Origin of the sequence: Haematobacter genomosp. 1 (assembly GCF_002196855.1) — a bacterium.
Classification (GTDB): domain Bacteria; phylum Pseudomonadota; class Alphaproteobacteria; order Rhodobacterales; family Rhodobacteraceae; genus Haematobacter.
Window position 1 is genome coordinate 1 of sequence record NZ_NIPW01000007.1, and the last position, 15,663, is coordinate 15,663.

The 15,663-nt window shown below is 62.7% G+C and carries 14 protein-coding genes; 8 read left to right on the forward strand and 6 right to left on the reverse strand.

All coding sequences use genetic code 11. The annotated features are described in order from the left end of the window. Positions 1 to 662 precede the first annotated feature (662 nt). A complete protein-coding gene (locus CDV49_RS04475) occupies positions 663 to 1,385 on the reverse strand; it encodes a GntR family transcriptional regulator (RefSeq protein WP_088214378.1) in 723 nt (240 codons plus the stop codon). A gap of 109 nt (positions 1,386 to 1,494) precedes the next feature. Between CDV49_RS04475 and dctP the strand changes: the two genes are divergently transcribed. From dctP to CDV49_RS04500, 5 genes are read left to right on the forward strand one after another with little or no spacing between them, the layout of a single operon-like run. Next, entirely contained in the window at positions 1,495 to 2,475 is a 981-nt protein-coding gene (gene dctP / locus CDV49_RS04480) for a TRAP transporter substrate-binding protein DctP (protein ID WP_088214379.1), read from the forward strand. 13 nt (positions 2,476 to 2,488) lie between these two features. Then, positions 2,489 to 3,040: a TRAP transporter small permease subunit gene (locus CDV49_RS04485; RefSeq protein WP_088214380.1), complete on the forward strand. Its 552-nt coding sequence runs from the start codon at positions 2,489 to 2,491 to the stop codon at positions 3,038 to 3,040. Beyond that, positions 3,040 to 4,353, forward strand: a complete 1,314-nt coding sequence (locus CDV49_RS04490; protein ID WP_088214524.1) for a TRAP transporter large permease — start codon at positions 3,040 to 3,042, stop codon at positions 4,351 to 4,353. Before CDV49_RS04485 ends, CDV49_RS04490 begins: the two co-directional genes overlap by 1 nt. A 21-nt stretch (positions 4,354 to 4,374) precedes the next feature. Then, positions 4,375 to 5,667, forward strand: coding sequence for a malonyl-CoA decarboxylase domain-containing protein (locus CDV49_RS04495; RefSeq protein WP_088214525.1), 1,293 nt, complete (start codon positions 4,375 to 4,377; stop codon positions 5,665 to 5,667). Further along, positions 5,664 to 7,190, forward strand: coding sequence for a malonate--CoA ligase (locus CDV49_RS04500; RefSeq protein WP_088214381.1), 1,527 nt, complete (start codon positions 5,664 to 5,666; stop codon positions 7,188 to 7,190). Before CDV49_RS04495 ends, CDV49_RS04500 begins: the two co-directional genes overlap by 4 nt. 47 nt (positions 7,191 to 7,237) lie before the next feature. Here CDV49_RS04500 and CDV49_RS20785 read toward each other — a convergent pair whose 3' ends face one another. Further along, positions 7,238 to 8,296, reverse strand: coding sequence for a glycerophosphodiester phosphodiesterase family protein (locus CDV49_RS20785; RefSeq protein ID WP_179209119.1), 1,059 nt, complete (start codon positions 8,294 to 8,296; stop codon positions 7,238 to 7,240). Between the two features lie 220 nt (positions 8,297 to 8,516). On the opposite strand from CDV49_RS20785, the gene CDV49_RS04510 reads away from it, so the two are divergent. Genes CDV49_RS04510 through CDV49_RS04520 form a run of 3 tightly spaced genes read left to right on the forward strand, consistent with a single transcriptional unit; the run spans position 8,517 to position 11,146 of the window. Then, on the forward strand, positions 8,517 to 9,353 hold the full coding sequence (locus CDV49_RS04510; protein ID WP_088214382.1) for an ABC transporter ATP-binding protein: 837 nt from the start codon (positions 8,517 to 8,519) through the stop codon (positions 9,351 to 9,353). Continuing rightward, positions 9,353 to 10,135: an ABC transporter permease gene (locus CDV49_RS04515; protein ID WP_088214383.1), complete on the forward strand. Its 783-nt coding sequence runs from the start codon at positions 9,353 to 9,355 to the stop codon at positions 10,133 to 10,135. The genes CDV49_RS04510 and CDV49_RS04515 overlap by 1 nt, the downstream gene beginning before the upstream one ends. Before the next feature lie 21 nt (positions 10,136 to 10,156). After that, positions 10,157 to 11,146, forward strand: a complete 990-nt coding sequence (locus tag CDV49_RS04520; RefSeq protein WP_088214384.1) for an ABC transporter substrate-binding protein — start codon at positions 10,157 to 10,159, stop codon at positions 11,144 to 11,146. A gap of 57 nt (positions 11,147 to 11,203) precedes the next feature. Here CDV49_RS04520 and CDV49_RS04525 read toward each other — a convergent pair whose 3' ends face one another. From CDV49_RS04525 to CDV49_RS04540, 4 genes are read right to left on the reverse strand one after another with little or no spacing between them, the layout of a single operon-like run. Beyond that, complete coding sequence (locus tag CDV49_RS04525) at positions 11,204 to 12,889, reverse strand: amidohydrolase (RefSeq protein ID WP_088214385.1); 1,686 nt, start codon at positions 12,887 to 12,889, stop codon at positions 11,204 to 11,206. A 16-nt stretch (positions 12,890 to 12,905) separates the two neighbouring features. Next, a complete protein-coding gene (locus tag CDV49_RS04530) occupies positions 12,906 to 13,934 on the reverse strand; it encodes an extracellular solute-binding protein (protein ID WP_088214386.1) in 1,029 nt (342 codons plus the stop codon). 22 nt (positions 13,935 to 13,956) lie between these two features. Next, complete coding sequence (locus tag CDV49_RS04535; protein WP_088214387.1) at positions 13,957 to 14,760, reverse strand: ABC transporter permease; 804 nt, start codon at positions 14,758 to 14,760, stop codon at positions 13,957 to 13,959. After that, entirely contained in the window at positions 14,753 to 15,661 is a 909-nt protein-coding gene (locus CDV49_RS04540; protein WP_256947234.1) for an ABC transporter permease, read from the reverse strand. The genes CDV49_RS04535 and CDV49_RS04540 overlap by 8 nt, the downstream gene beginning before the upstream one ends. Between the last annotated feature and the right edge of the window lie 2 nt (positions 15,662 to 15,663).

Below are 15,663 nucleotides of genomic sequence, written 5' to 3' on the forward strand. Positions count from 1 at the left end.
ATGACATAATTATCGCTATGGTATTTATGGATACGGCAAATGCATGCCCAGGCGTGGAGCTCCTGTCATGCTACCTGATCAGAACCGGTACCAGTCACCTTTGCCCGCCCTTATACACAGCGGTGCGATGCACGGGATCAGTATCGCATCGCAGCGGACGGCGCAGCACCGGCCAAACCCAAGACCCCGGTCGTTACCCCGGCCTCGATTTTCGAGCTAACCTGCCCGCCCCGCCATTCCGTATTTGCAGGGTCACAATTGTGCGCGAAATATTCACTAATATAGATATATTACGCTAGGACATTCAGCCTGGCATCGTCAGGCCGCTTTCGACGACTATGAGGATGCAGGCCCATTACTTCGACGTCGCCATGGCGATGGCGGCGGACCGCCGTATCGGTTGCGTGGTTCCGGCTACAGGCTGCTAAAAAGCGCTTTCATGCCTGTGGGGAGTGGAAATCGTTCAAAATTCGATCGGAAATCTACCCACTTCGGATTATTCCGAGGTTCAATTTTCCAATTTCGAAAGCATAGACAGGATACTCCAAAGCTTTTTCAACAGTCTGCTGCGCCCGCGCTAGTAACCAGCCTCGAGCGCAAAGGAGTATAGCACTCCGCACCTTGTCTCCGACCTTCAGTGGCGGCTCGATCCTGGTGTTCGGTCATCCCTCGGGGCCTGTTCCGGCAGGCAAATGGCGCTGTGAAGGATTCTGGCGGCCTCGGATTGCGGTTCGATAGCCGGCAGCAAGGTCGTTAAAGCGCGCGCCCTGAACCGCGATGTGATCACGCATGACCCGTGTCACCCTTGCTTCGTCGCCATCAGCCAGTGCCGATACGATCAGCCTGTGTTCCCGAAGGGATTCGGCCAGCCGCCCCCGGACCCGAAGTTGCAGGCGGCGGAAAGGTTTGAGCCTGCGGTGCAACCGCTCAGCCTCGGCCGCCAGGAACCGGTTGCCGCTGGCATGATAGATCAATTGGTGGAACGTCTGGTTCGCGCGATAATAGTCGTCAAGATCGTTCCGGTGGACTGCGTTCTCGCATTCCACAAGCGCTGCCTGAACATCCTTCAGTTCGGTGTCCGTCATACGGCGCGCGGCGTAGCGGCCGCAAAGCGCCTCTATTTCGGCCATGACATCGAACATCTCGACAACCTCGTCCAGCGCCGGAAAGCGCACGAATGTGCCGCGCCGCGGACGAAGTTCGAGCAGGCCAGACGCTGCAAGAGATTGAAATGCCTCGCGAAGAGGCGTTCTTGACACCTCGAGTTGCTCCGCCAGCCTCACTTCGTCCAGCCTTTCGCCATCAGCGAAAAAACCCTCGACGATCATTTCCTCAAGAGTCCTGCGAACCTTGTCGGTACGCCGATCAGGCGGGAATGGCTCCATTTTGCATCCTCTGCTGGCGCTCGTGTATACAATAAGCTTGACGTAGCATGCACACAACGCCAACCTTGCAGCGTCGCGTGGCAGCGCGTCACCTTTGGGAGGAGGTCACATGCAGTTTTTCAAGGTTGCAGCGCTTGCTGCGATCCCGTTCATCTCGACTGCAGCGGGTGCAACGGAATTGCGGCTTTCACATCAGTTCGCGCCCGGTGATCTGCGGCACAAGATTGCGCAGATGGTCGCCGATGAGGTCGCCGCCGCGGATGTCGATCTCACCATCAGGATTTTCCCGTCCGGCTCTCTTTTCAAGGCCACCGAGCAATATCTGCCGTTGAGCCGGGGCCAGCTGGACATGACGGTGTTCCCCCTGTCCTACGCCGGGGGCCAGCGCCCCGAATACAACCTCACGCTCATGCCCGGCCTCATCAAGAGCCACGACCACGCCGCGCGGATGAACGCCTCGCCTTTCATGGGCGAAATCGAGAAGATCCTGAACGAGGACGATATCGTCACACTCGTGCATGGCTATCTGGCGGGCGGGTTCGCGAGCGTGGACAACTGCATTCGCAAGCCGGAGGACGTGAAAGGAAAGACGGTGCGCGCCGCCGGCAAGGGGTTTGAGGAGATGCTGCAGGCCGCAGGCGCCTCCATTTCGTCCATGCCCTCGTCGGAAACCTACAACGCCATGCAGCAGCATGTTCTTCAGGCGCTGAACACCTCCTCTTCCTCCTTCGTCTCCTTCCGGCTTCAGGAACTGGCGAAGTGCTACACGCCCGCGGGCGATGTTGCGCTGTGGTTCATGTATCAGCCGCTGCTGATCAACAAGACGACCTTCGAGGAACTGACGGAGGACCAGCAGAAGGCGCTGCGGGACGCCTCGGCCAAGGCTGAAGCCTACTATCTTGAGGAGGCCAAGAAAGAGGATGCGACCTCCACCGAAGTCTTCCGCGCCGCTGGTGTCGAGATTGCCGAGATGACCCCGGAGGATTTCGCGGCCTGGAAGCAACTGGCCGAACAATCCTCCTACGCGATCTTCGCAAAAGACGTGCCGGACGGGCAGAAGCTGCTCGACATGGCGCTGTCGGTCGAGTGAGCGGGGACACTTCATGTCGGTCACAACCGCCCCGGCGGTGATGCCGGTACGGGCGAACCCTTTCATCCGTACCGTCCGCGCCCTCTCGACGCTCTGCGGCTGGATCGCGGCCGCGCTGACGGTGATCGCGCTGTTCGTGACGTGCCACATGATCTTCGTCCGGGCCGTGCTCGGACAATCCACGATCTGGCAGACGGAAGCGGTCATCTACATGATGATCGCCGCGACCTGCCTTGGCCTGCCCTATGTCCAGATGCTCCGGGGGCATGTGAACGTCGATCTGGTGCCGCTTTGGCTGGGGCCCGCCGCGCGCCGGGTGCTTGCCTATGTGGTTTTGCTGGCGACGATAGCGGTGGTCGCGGTGGTGGCGTGGTATTCTTGGGACGTGTTCCATCAGGCTTGGCGGCGCAACTGGAAAAGCCCCTCTGTCTGGGCGCCGCCTTTGTGGATCCCGTATCTCGCCTTGCCCATCGGTTTTGGCGCGTTTCTTCTGCAACTGCTGGCGGACCTCATCGGGTTGATAACCCGCAGCGAAGCTCCGTTCGGCATCAGGGAGGAGGGATGATGGATCCGCTCTCGCTCGGCCTGCTGGTCGCCGTCGTAACGGTGGTCGTGCTTTTCTCAGGCGTATCCGTGGCGGTGGGGCTGCTGATCGTCTCGGCATTCTTCCTGCTTATATTCGACGGCACCCGGTCGCTGGAGATGATCCCGGAGATCTTCTTTGCGGACCTGAACAGCTTCGCCATCCTCTCCATTCCGATGTTCATCATCATGGGTGCGGCGGTGGCCTCCACCCGCGCCGGGGCGGATTTGTTCGAGGCGCTGGAACGCTGGCTCACACGCGTGCCGGGAGGGCTGGTGGTATCGAACCTCGGCGCCTGCGCCCTTTTCGCGGCCCTCTCCGGCTCCAGCCCCGCCACCTGCGCCGCGATCGGCAAGATGGGCATCCCGGAGATGAAGAAGCGCGGCTACCCGGATACCGTCGCCGCCGGCTCCATCGCCGCGGGCGGCACGCTGGGCATTCTGATCCCGCCCTCCGTCACGATGATCGTTTATGGCATCGCGACAGAGACCTCCATCGGGCGGCTGTTCCTTGCCGGTGTGATGCCGGGGATCATGCTGGCGCTGATGTTCATGCTCTGGTCGATCTGGGCCACATGGCGGTCGGGCAACACGACCGTCCTCTCACCCCGTCACTATTCGCTGCGGGAGCGGCTGGAGATCCTGCCGCGGGTCCTGCCCTTCCTGCTGGTCGTGATCGGGGTGCTCTATGCGCTTTACGGCGGCGTTGCCACGACGTCAGAGACAGCGGCCGTGGGGGCGGTGCTCTGTCTCATCATGGCCATCGTCATCTACAGGATGTGGAGCTTCCCGGCGATCTGGAAAGTGCTGCGCGACAGCACGAGGGAAAGCGTGATGATCCTCTTCGTGATGGCGGCGGCGGGTGTGTTCGCCTACATGATGTCCTCCCTCTTCATCACCCAGTCCATCGCACAATGGATCGCGGGGCTGGAGGTCAACCGCTGGGTGCTGATGCTCATGGTCAACATCCTGCTGCTGGTTGCCGGGTTCTTCCTGCCGCCGGTGGCCGTGATCCTGATGACCGCGCCCATCCTCATGCCCATCCTGCAGGCCGCCCAGTTCGACCCCTACTGGTTCGCCGTGATCCTGACCATCAATCTGGAGATCGGGTTGATAACGCCACCCGTGGGGCTGAACCTTTTCGTCATCAACTCCATCGCGCCCGACATATCCTTGAAGACCATTCTGAAGGGTTCTGCGCCCTATGTGGGCTGCATGGTTCTTGCCATCGTCATCCTGTGCTTCCTGCCCGGAATTGCGACATGGCTGCCCGATCTGGTCATGGGGCCGGTTTGAAAGGGAATGTGAATGAGTCGGATCGCCTTCTTCGCCGACATGATGGGAACGCTGTTCGACCGCCGCGCCCCCGTCGCGCCCGCTCCCAGCCCCGAAGCCGTCGGGCGGTTGTGCCTCGCCCTCCTCTCCTCGCAGGGGGAAGTGTCGGGGGTACGGATCGCGCGGGACATTCTGGCCCATTATCGCGCGATGATGGCAGAGGAGCGCCGCGCCTTCTTCGATTTCATGGCCGCGCAACTGGATATCCAGCCGGACAAGGTGATCGAGGCCGCGACACGCTACCGTGACACGCGGGATGCAAAGGCCATGGCCCGGCTGGCTCGGGAAGCGGAGCCGCGGCGGCAAGAATTGCTCCGCCGGCTCAATCAGGCGCCGGGCGCGACCGAAGAACTCGTGCGGATGCGTCTGGACCTGCTGCGTCTGCTGCCGCAGGCGCCGGAGCTGGGGGTGATAGACCTCGACTTTCAGCATCTGTTCGCAAGCTGGTTCAACCGCGGCTTCCTCGTGCTCCGTCCGATCGGCTGGGGCACACCGGCGAGCATTCTGGAGAAGATCATCGAAGACGAGGCCGTGCACGCGATCAACGACTGGGAGGAACTGCGCCGCCGCCTCCTGCCCGCGGATCGACGCTGCTTCGCTTTCTTTCACCCGGCCATGCCGGAGGAGCCGCTGATCTTCGTTGAAGTCGCGCTCTGCGAGGGGGTTCCCGGCTCGGTGCAATCGCTGCTCGCGGAAGAGCGGCCGGTGTTGAAGGAGAGTGCCTTCGACACCGCGGTGTTCTACTCCATTTCCAACTGTCAGGAGGGGTTGCGCGGCATATCCTTTGGCAATTCCCTCATCAAGCAGGTCGTGGAGGAGCTGCGGCGCGATCTGCCGCAGGTCAGCCGCTTCGTCACGCTCTCGCCCATCCCCGGTCTGTCCCGCTGGCTGCGCGACCAGAACGATGCGGGGGCGGCGGAACTGCTGGAGGCTGCGGGCGCCCGCGATGTGGAACGGCTCGCCCCCCTCGCCACCGCGCTCCGTCAACATGCCGCTGATTACCTCATCCACGCCAAGCGCGGTGACGGGCAGCCCGCCGATCCGGTGGCGCGCTTCCATCTTGGCAATGGTGCGCTGGTCCATGATGTACATGCGCTGGCGGACGTGTCTCCGAACGGTCTTGGCCAGTCCTGTGGAGCCATGGTGAACTATCTTTATGACCTTGCCAGGGTCGAGCCAAACAACGAAGCCTTCGTGGTGAACGGAACCGTCGCCACATCGAAACAGATCGAAGCCCTGCTCGCTCAGGGTGCAAGGACAGGAAGACGCAAATGAGCAATCCGCTTTACAACGCGCTTGTGGCACCGCTGGCGGACCGGCAGGACTGGGTGCTGACCGACGGCTCCGGTCGGCGGGTCACCGGGGTCGAACTCCATCGCATGGCGCTCTCGGCCGCAAAGGCGCTTGCCGATCTGGGTCTTGTGCCCGGTGACCGGGTGGCCGTGCAGGTGGAAAAAACCCCCGAGGCGCTGGCGCTTTACCTCGGCGCCATAACGGCGGGTGTCGTGTTCCTTCCGCTCAACACCGCCTATACTGCGGATGAAGTGGACTATTTCGTAGGCAACGCGCGTGCGGCCCTGCTTGTCGGTTCGCCGGACAAGGCGGAGGCGCTCCACGAGGTCGCTTCCCGCCACGGGGCGAAATTCGAGACGCTCGATGCCGCCGGGAAGGGCAGCTTCACTGAACGCGCGGCGGATGCAGGTGCGGAGTTCACTCCGGTGGAACGGGCGGAGGATGATCTGGCCGCGATCCTCTATACTTCGGGAACGACCGGCCGGTCCAAGGGCGCGATGCTCACGCAGCGCAATCTTCTGTCCAATGCCGAGGTGCTGGTGCAGGCATGGCGCTTCACTTCCGAAGATGTGCTGCTGCACGCCCTGCCGATCTTCCATACGCACGGGCTCTTCGTGGCCTCCAATGTGTCGCTTCTCGCGGGAGGCAAAATGATCTTCCTGCCGGGGTTCAAACTCGATCAGGTCATCGCACATCTGCCGGAGGCGACGGCGATGATGGGCGTACCGACATTCTACACCCGGCTCCTGGACGATCCACGCTTCACGAGGGCGCTTGTCGGCCATATGAGGCTGTTCACCTCCGGCTCGGCCCCCCTGCTCGCCGAAACGCATCGCGCGTTCGAGGATCGGACGGGCCACCGTATCCTTGAGCGCTACGGCATGACCGAAACCAACATGACCACGTCCAATCCCTACGAGGGCGAGCGCCGGGCCGGCACGGTGGGGCCTGCCCTGCCCGGTGTGGAGGTGAAGATCACCGACCCGGAAACCGGAGCCACCCTCCCCGCGGGTGAACCGGGGATGATCGAAGTGAGGGGACCGAACGTCTTCAAGGGCTATTGGGAGATGCCTGAAAAGACGCGGGAGGAGCTGCGCGACGACGGGTTCTTCGTCACCGGCGACATCGGCGTGATTGATGCAGAGGGCTATGTCACCATCGTCGGGCGGCAGAAGGACCTTATCATCACCGGCGGATACAACGTCTATCCTAAGGAAATCGAGCTGATCCTGGACGAACAGCCGGGGGTGCTGGAAAGCGCGGTCATAGGTGTACCGCATCCCGACTTCGGCGAGGCCGTCGTTGCGGTGCTTGTGCCCTTGGCAGGCGAAGCGCCGGATGTCGCGGCAATCGGGGCGGCAATGGGCCAGAGCCTTGCCCGCTTCAAGCAGCCCAAACACGTTGCAGTCCTGAACGAACTGCCAAGGAATACCATGGGGAAGGTGCAGAAGAACCTGCTCCGGGATCAGTTCAAGACGCTGTTCGTCCCGGCCAAAACCGCTTGATGCGGGTTGCGGGCGCCACACCGGCGCCCGCATGGTTCGTACCGTGTTCAGGCCGTCTTGCGGCGCCGCAGGATGACAAGCCCGCCCAGACCAGCTGCGAGCAGCGGCAGCGCCGCGGGAACCGGAACCGGCGCAAGGCTGTCCACGACGGCGCGGCCGAAATCCGTGTAATCGGTGAAGAAGCCATCCAGACCCCAGTCCAGCATCGGGCGGATCATCGTGAAGGCCTCGGCTTCGCTCAGCGGGCGGAAGGTATAGGCGTGCACGACCAGATCGAGATCATGCGCCGCGTCGATGAATTCCTTGGTGATCCCGCCGTAGCTGACGCCGACGCCGTCCGCGATCCCGGCGATCTCGGCCAGCGTGAAGAACCCGTCCGTTCCGGCAACCCCATAGACGCCATCCACCATGCGCACTGACCCGAGCTGCGCGAGGATGGCCTGCATGCCCTGCTCTTCCAGCGCCTCGCCCATCTCGATCACCGAGGCGCGTACGAAGGATTGGAGGATGACCTTGTCCTCCGCATCCGTGTAGCCCTTGTCCTTCAGCGTCGCGATGATCGCCTGGTTCTGCGGCGAGTTATAAGGGGTCTTGGACTCGGGATAGACCCCGACGGAGGTGCCGTTCGCCTGATTGTGGGCGGTCAGCAGGTCCAGCACCTCGCCCAGCGTCGGCACCTTGTAGGGGTCCGCCATGCCGGGCGTGAAACCGGGATAGGTCGAATCCGGGCGGGCAAGCGCGCCGGTCGGCTCAACCGTCAGCGTCTTGATCTCAGCCAGCGTGAAATCCGACACCTTGTATCCGCCGTTCCGGGGAGCAAAGAGCGACTCCACATTCGTCGTCCGGTTCAATGTCGCGTCATGCATGGCGACCAGCGCGCCGTCAGCGGTCATCTGGACGTCGGGCTCGATGTAGTCCGCACCGAGCTTCAGCGCGAGTTCATAGCCACCAAGCGTCTCCTCCGGGAGATAGCCGCTGGCCCCGCGATGCGCGACCACGATGGGCGCCTTGCCGGAAAGGGTGCCATAGGTCGCGGCCTCGGCAATCGGCGCGGAAAGCGCGGTCGCCAAGAGGGCCGTGGCGGCAAGCGTGATCCGAGAGGTCATGGGATTCTCCATCAGAAAGATTTCGCGCGAATTCGTCGCGTGGCCGGGACCATGACCGCCAAGATTGACAAAACGACGACGCTTTGGCGACCGTTTCGCGCAAAGGTTGTGACATCGTGATGGCCTTTCGCGAACATTTGCAGCCCACTCTCGCCGGTGGCGCTCTTGCAGAGGATTTCGCTGCCACTATAAGGTCCCAGCCAAGGGGGAGGCCGCAGAAATGCCGCAGTCGGGAGAGGGCCGCAGCGATCCGCAAGCGGTCGCTGTCAGTCTTGACGCCGTGGACATCAGTTTCGGCGTCGGAGGGAAATCGGAATTTCGCGCCGTTGCCGGTGCGGATCTGGAGGTCTCCAAAGGGGAATTCGTTGCCATCGTCGGGCCGACAGGCTCCGGCAAATCGACGCTGCTCAACGCGGCGGCCGGTCTTCTCCGCCCGAGCGCCGGTATGGTGAGGATCGAAGGGCAGCCGCTTCAGGGGCTGAATGCGCGCGCAGGCTATCTCTTTCAGGCCGACGCGCTGATGCCGTGGAAGACCGCGCGGGACAATGTGGCCATCGCGCTCGAAATTGGCGGCACACGGCGGAGGGAGGCACTCACCCGCGCCGATGACTGGTTGGAAAAGGTGGGCCTCAAGGGGTTCGGCGACCGCTATCCGCATATGCTGTCGGGAGGGCAACGCAAGCGGGTTGCGATGGCGCAGGTGCTCATCCGCGATCCGGCAATCCTGCTCATGGACGAACCCTTCGGCCCGCTCGACGCGCAGACCCGGCTGATCATGGGGGATCTGCTGCTGGAGCTGTGGCAGCAGGATCGCAAGGCGGTGATGTTCGTCACGCATGATCTGGAAGAGGCGATCTCCCTCTCCGATCGGGTGGTGATCCTTTCGGCAGGACCTTCCGCACGCATCATCGGTGACTTCGCCATCCCGCTCTCTCGGCCCCGTGACGTTTCTGAGATCAAGCTGACCCCGGAATTCCAGTCGCTGCATCGCGAGATCTGGCACCTCCTGAAGGAGCAGGTGCTGCAAGCCTACAGCAACAAGGAACGGGTGTCCTGATGTCGAAACCGGTGCTTCTGGCCCTGCAGACATTGGTCGCCCTGGTCGCGATCGGTTTCTGGTGGGTCCTTACCAATACCACCCTATTCGGTGACCCGGCGCGCATCCAGTTCTTCTTCTCGACGCCCGGCGATGTTCTGGCCCAGGTCGTGCGGTGGTTCTCAACCGGCACGATCTGGTATCACCTTTGGATCACCCTTCTGGAAGCGGCGTTGGCCTTCATCCTGGGCACATTGGCGGCGCTAATCCTCGGGTTCTGGCTCGCCCGACGGCCACGGCTTGCCGCGGTCTTCGACCCCTATATCAAAGGGGCGAACGCCCTGCCCCGCGTGGTTCTGGCGCCGATCTTCACGCTCTGGTTCGGTCTTGGCATCTGGTCGAAGGTCGCCCTCGGCTTTACGCTGGTGTTCTTCATCGTCTTCTTCAACGTCTATCAGGGCGTGAAGGAGGTGAACCGGACCGTGCTTCAGAACGCGCGGATGCTCGGCATGACGGAGCGGCAGCTTCTGCGCCACGTCTATCTGCCCTCCGCGTTGAGCTGGGTGTTCTCCTCCCTCCATGTGTCCATCGGCTTTGCGGTGGTGGGCGCGGTGGTGGGTGAATATCTGGGTTCGTCGGCGGGTCTGGGCTATCTCATCGCGCAGGCGGAGGGCATGTTCGATATCGCCGGTGTCTTTGCCGGCATGTTCGTGCTTTCGGCCTTTGTGCTGGTCATCGACTGGCTGGTGACGCTGGCGGAGCGGCGTCTGCTGATCTGGCAGCCGGGGCGCGACAACCACTGATTTCTGGAGGGAGGAACGGAAATGGGCTTTGGAAAGTATCTCTTCGCGACGCTGGTCGCCGCAACACTTGGGCTGCCCGCTGCGGCCGATACGGTAAAGATCGCCATCGGCGGTTCGAGCTGCATCTGCTACCTGCCGACCGTATTGGCCAAGGAGCTTGGCAACTATGAGAAGCACGGGCTGGATGTCGAACTCATAGATTTCAAGGGCGGCTCCGCCGCGCTGAAGGCCGTTGTAGGCGGCAGCGCCGATGTGGTGTCGGGCTATTATGAGCATACCATCAGCCTCGCTGCGAAGCGGCAGCAGCTCGCGGCCTTCGTGGTGATGGACCGTCTGCCGGGCATCGCGATGGTGGTCGGGCCGGATAAACAGATATCAACCGTTGCAGACCTGGCGGGCAAGACCGTGGGGGTCACCGCGCCGGGGTCTTCGACGGATTTCTTCCTGAAATACATGCTTTCGCGCGAGGGGCTGGACCCGAGTTCCGCCTCTGTCGTGGGCGTCGGCGTCGGGGCGACGGCGGTCGTCGCGCTGGAGCAGGGCGGGATCGACGCGGTCGTTACGCTGGATCCTGCCATCTCGCAACTCAAGAACCGGCACGCCGATCTGAAGATGCTGGTGGATACCCGCAAGGAGGCGGATGCGCGGGCGCTCTTTGGGGCGGACTATGCGGGCGGCGCGCTCTACACCCGGCAGGAGTGGATCGACGCCCACCCCGAGGCAACGCAGGCGCTGGCCGCAGCCATCGTGGACACGCTGAAATATATCCATGAAACTCCGCCGGAGGAGATCGCGGACAGGATGCCTGCGGAACTTGTCGGAGATCGTGACATCTACGTGGAATCGCTGAAAAGCAGCCTCGAGATGATCTCGCGCGATGGGCTGATGGAAGACGGCGCGGCAGAGGCGGTGCTCAAGGTGATGAGCTTCAACTCTCCGGAAATCGCCGCGGCGAACGTCGATCTGTCCAAGACCTATACCAATGCCTTTGTGGAAAAGGCCTCGCAGTGAGTGCTCATCGCCCGTGACCGGCTCACGGGCGATGCCACTTTCCAGCGTAGGCGGACATCACGCCCGATAGACGATCCTGCCGCCTGCGATCGTAAGCCGGACGCCTGCGCCGGGGTACTCCTCCGATGCGAGAGCTTCGATATCCGCATCCAGCAGAACCAGATCAGCGGCGAAGCCGGGCTTGAGCCGTCCCGTCAAATGATCGAGATGGGCCGCCCAGGCGCCGCCCGCGGTATAGGCGCGGAGCGCCTCCGTGAGCGACACACGCTCATCCACCCCGCCGGGATAAGGACCACGGGACCCCTGGGCGCTGAGACTGCGGAGCACATCGACATCGGCGACCGGCCAGTCTGAGCCGAAGGCAAGGGGCGTACCTGTCTCTGTAAAGGTCCGGCAGAGGTAGGCAGTGCGCCACAGCGCGGCCGGCATCACCGCTTCCATCGTGGCCAGCGGAAAATCCATCGCCCCCGGCGGGTGCGATGGCTGGAGGCTGGCGGTTATCCCATTCGCGGCGAGGCGTGGCACATCGACCGGATCGATCAATTCGATATGCTCGATACGATGGCGGCTGTCGCGCGCCCCGTTCGCGCGTCGCGCCGCTTCGTAGCCGTCGATTGTGCGTCGAACGGCGGCGTTACCGATGGCATGCACCGCGATCTGAAGGCCCCGGCGGTCGATCTCCTTGCAGATTTCCGCAAAGCGTTCGGCGCTGAACAGCGCCTCGCCCCGCTCCCCGGGATGGTTCGCGTAATCCTGAAGCAGGAATGCGGTCCGGCTTTCCAGTACGCCATCCATGAACATCTTGACAAAGCCGGAGCGGAGCCACGCGCCGCTGAAATCGGCGGACATGGCGCTGGCACGATCCAGCGCAGAGAGATCCATGTGCGGTTTGAAGTGGAAAGGCACCAGGACGCGCGCGGTAAGCCGCCCCTCCTCCTCCATCTCCCGGAGCAGGGCAAGGGTGTAGCGGTTGCCGTCCATGTTCACCATCGTGGTGATCCCATGACGCGCACAGTGGGCAAGACCGGCCGCGATGATCTGTTTGTCGGCGGCCCGGCGGGCGGCATCCGGCCAGAGGTCCGGTTCCTCGCCCGTGGCAATGCCCAGCTGCAGATGTCCCGTGCCATCCAGATCCAGCACCGGGCCAAAGGCCTCGAACTCCCGCAACTCACCAGTGGCCAGACCGTCCGGCCCCATGACGACCACATGTCCCGGGGGTGTCTCGGCGCCGTGAAGCAGTCCCCCAGCCTCCAGAGCGGCGGTGTTCGCCCAGACGGTATGATGATCCGCCGCCATCATCGCCACGGGCCGGTCCGCGATCACCTCATCCAGATCGTGACGGGTGACAGGGTGATCAAGAATGTCGTAGGTCACCCCATGCGCCATGAGCAGAGGCGCATGGGGATGTTTGCTGGCGTAGTGCCGAAAAGCGGCGTTGAGGGCCTCCCGCCCCCGCACCCCGCCGAGGTGGAGCCGGTCAAGCTCCAGCCCGCCAAGAAGGAGGTGCAGGTGACTTTCGACGAAGCCCGGCAGCAGCGTCCGCCCCCCTGCGTCGATGACCTCCGTTCCCGGGGCTTGCAGATGCAGGATATCAGCACCGAGCCCGACCGCGAGGATACGACCCCGCGCGATAGCGACCGCCTCGGCGCGGGGCCGGTCGGTATCCATCGTCAGGACGCGTGCGTTGGTTATAATGAGATCTGCAGCGACGGGCGCCGTCGCTGCGCCTGTAAAGCCGGTCATATGCGCGTCCGGGCAGTTACTTCTGCAACTCCGTCCAGATCGCCGTCTGATAGTCCAGCGCCTTGCCGGTGCAGCCCGGCAGGAACCGTCCAGCGGCGCGGGCGGCCTCGGGCACCACGACTTCGGGCGCAGTTTTCATGTCTTCCGGCATGAAGGCCTCAGATCCGGCGATACCGTTGGCATAGCGCGCAAAGGCGGAGATCAGGGCCGCATTTTCCGGCACCATGATGAAGTCGAGGAACTTGTAGGCCTCATCGACATTCTTCGCATCCGACAGCAGCGCGACGGAATCCATGAATAGCGGATAGCCTTCCTTGGGATAGCCATACTGGACCTTTCCCTGCGTATTGATCCGTGCCCGCATGGTGGAGCCGTTCCAGTTCACGGAGGCGGCCCAGTCACCGTTCGAGAGGCGCTCCGTCGCGCCATAGTCCATGGAGATCCACTTCGGCTTGGCGGCGAGAATGATGTCGCGCACCTTCTTCATGACCGCCGGATCCTCCGAGCAGGGTTCGCCGCCTGCATACATCGTGGCCAGCGCCAGAACGTCGCTCATTTCCGGCACGACGTTCACCTTGCCGACCAGTTCTGCCGGAGGGTCGAGGAAGATGGCGGAAGTGTTGATGTCCCCGGAATAGACACCGGTATTCACCGCGACCCCGGTAGACCCCCATTGCCACGGAATGGTGAACTTGCGCCCCGGATCCCAGACGACCTCCCGCCATTCGGTGGCGATATTGCCGATATTCGCCAGCCGCGCATGATCGAGCTCCTGGATCAACCCGCGATCCACCCAGAAACGGACGTAGTTGGCGGAGGGCACAACCAGATCGAAACCGGAACCGCCGGCCCCCACCTTGGCGATTGCCACATCGTTGGAATCATAGTCGGTGACCGTCACCTTGATGCCGGTTTCATCCTCGAATTTCTTCAGCAATTCAGGGTTGGTGTAGTTGCCCCAGTTGTAAAGCTGCAGCTGACCCGCCGCGTAACCGGTGGTTGACAACGCGCAGAGCAGGGCCGCGGAGGCGAGCAAGGTCTTCATGGTGATCTCCCGTCGATGTCGATTATTTTTTCTTTGGTGTGAGCAGAAAGAAAGCCGTCAGCAGCACGACGGTCAGGGCGAGCAGCAGCGTCGAAATGGCGTTCACCTCCGGTGTAAAGGCGCGTCGCATCTGGCCGAGCATGTAGGTCGGCAGTGTATCCTGACCGCCCGATTTCACGAACTCCGTTATGACGACGTCATCGAGCGAAATGACGAAGGCCAGCATGGCGCCTGCAAGTATGCCCGGTGCGAGGTTGGGCAATGTAACCCATCGGAATGTCTGCCACGGCGTCGCATAGAGATCGGCCGCCGCCGTCTCCAGCGAAAGGTCCATCCCTTCGAGCCGCGCGCGGATCGGCAGGTAGGCGAAGGGGATGCAGAAGGCTGTATGGGCCGCGATCAGCCAACCCAGCCCCTGATAGCCCGTCCAGAGTTTCAGGATACCGAAGAAGATCATCAGCGCCACCGCCGTCACGATCTCCGGGACCATGAGGGGTTGGTTGATGGTCATGTAGATCAGCGTCTCGCCCCGGAAGGCACGGCGGCGTGTCGTCCCGAGGGCGGCCATCGTGGCGAGAAGGGTGGAAAAGACCGCGGCGAAGCTTGCGATGATGAGCGACCGCAGCGCCGCCGCCTTAACTGCCTCGTTCTCCCACGCATGGGTGTACCACGAAAGCGAGAAGCCGCCCCACATCGCCACGGATTGCGAGGCGTTGAAGGAATAGATCACCAGAGTGACGATCGGCAGGTAAAGCAGGACAAAGGCAGCCACGGCCACGGTCGCAAAGCCGGGAAGCCGTGTGGCGTCGAAATGACCATCAGCCATGCGGACCCCTCCCCTGCCCGGCCGCACGGATATAGGCCATGAGCGCCAGCGCCACGATGAGGAGCAGCGTCATCGACAGCGCCGCCCCCAGCGGCCAGTTTCGCCCCTGAAGAAACTGAAGTTCGATAAAATTGCCGATCATCATGTTGCGTCCGCCCCCCAGTACCCGCGGCGTGACATAGGCGCCGAGCGAAGGCACGAAGACCAGAATGGAGCCAGCGATGATCCCCGGCCGGACGATGGGCAGGACGATGCTTCTCAAGGCGCGCCATCGGCTGGCATAGAGATCGTAGCTGGCCTCCAGGAGCCGCATGTCGAACCGGTCTATCGCGGCATAGAGGGGCAGGACCATCAGCGGAAGATAGACATAGGCCATCCCGATCAGCACGGCGAGGTCGGTATAGATGATCTGCAATGGCGCCTCGATCACGCCGAGCCGGAGCAGCACGGTGTTCAGCACCCCTTCGTTGCGGATGATCTCGTTGATCGCGAAGGTGCGGATCAGGATGTTCGTCCAGAAGGGTATGGTGATGAAAAACAGCCATAGCGCGCGAGCCTGCGGCGGCCGGGTCGCGATGAACCATGCCGTTGGAAAACCGAGCACGAAGGTAATGAGCGTCGTCATCAGCGACAGCCACACCGAGCGCCACAGGATCGCCAGATGTGCATCGGCGAGGCGGTAGGCCTCATCGAAAATGTCATAAGTGAACAGGACCGACACCCAGCCATCGGTGGAAAAGGCCCAGGTGACCGTGCCGGCATCGTTCCGCGTCAGGAAGGAATAGACCAGCAGGATGAACAACGGCCCCACCGCCGCAAAGAGCAGCACCACGAGGGCGGGCAGCGAGAGCAACCACCCGTTCCGAGCGGAGCGCCGCTCCATCTCCGTCTCACCCCTCATTC

Bases quoted from the DNA above. Each gene is read 5' to 3' on its own strand.
- CDV49_RS04500 (WP_088214381.1), top strand. From the start codon at position 5,664: ATGAGCAATCCGCTTTACAACGCGCTTGTGGCACCGCTGGCGGACCGG.
- CDV49_RS04540 (WP_256947234.1), bottom strand. From the start codon at position 15,661: ATGAGGGGTGAGACGGAGATGGAGCGGCGCTCCGCTCGGAACGGGTGG.
- CDV49_RS04485 (WP_088214380.1), top strand. From the start codon at position 2,489: ATGTCGGTCACAACCGCCCCGGCGGTGATGCCGGTACGGGCGAACCCT.
- CDV49_RS04510 (WP_088214382.1), top strand. From the start codon at position 8,517: ATGCCGCAGTCGGGAGAGGGCCGCAGCGATCCGCAAGCGGTCGCTGTC.
- dctP (WP_088214379.1), top strand. From the start codon at position 1,495: ATGCAGTTTTTCAAGGTTGCAGCGCTTGCTGCGATCCCGTTCATCTCG.
- CDV49_RS04535 (WP_088214387.1), bottom strand. From the start codon at position 14,760: ATGGCTGATGGTCATTTCGACGCCACACGGCTTCCCGGCTTTGCGACC.
- CDV49_RS20785 (WP_179209119.1), bottom strand. From the start codon at position 8,296: ATGACCTCTCGGATCACGCTTGCCGCCACGGCCCTCTTGGCGACCGCG.
- CDV49_RS04490 (WP_088214524.1), top strand. From the start codon at position 3,040: ATGGATCCGCTCTCGCTCGGCCTGCTGGTCGCCGTCGTAACGGTGGTC.
- CDV49_RS04530 (WP_088214386.1), bottom strand. From the start codon at position 13,934: ATGAAGACCTTGCTCGCCTCCGCGGCCCTGCTCTGCGCGTTGTCAACC.
- CDV49_RS04520 (WP_088214384.1), top strand. From the start codon at position 10,157: ATGGGCTTTGGAAAGTATCTCTTCGCGACGCTGGTCGCCGCAACACTT.
- CDV49_RS04525 (WP_088214385.1), bottom strand. From the start codon at position 12,889: ATGACCGGCTTTACAGGCGCAGCGACGGCGCCCGTCGCTGCAGATCTC.
- CDV49_RS04475 (WP_088214378.1), bottom strand. From the start codon at position 1,385: ATGGAGCCATTCCCGCCTGATCGGCGTACCGACAAGGTTCGCAGGACT.
- CDV49_RS04515 (WP_088214383.1), top strand. From the start codon at position 9,353: ATGTCGAAACCGGTGCTTCTGGCCCTGCAGACATTGGTCGCCCTGGTC.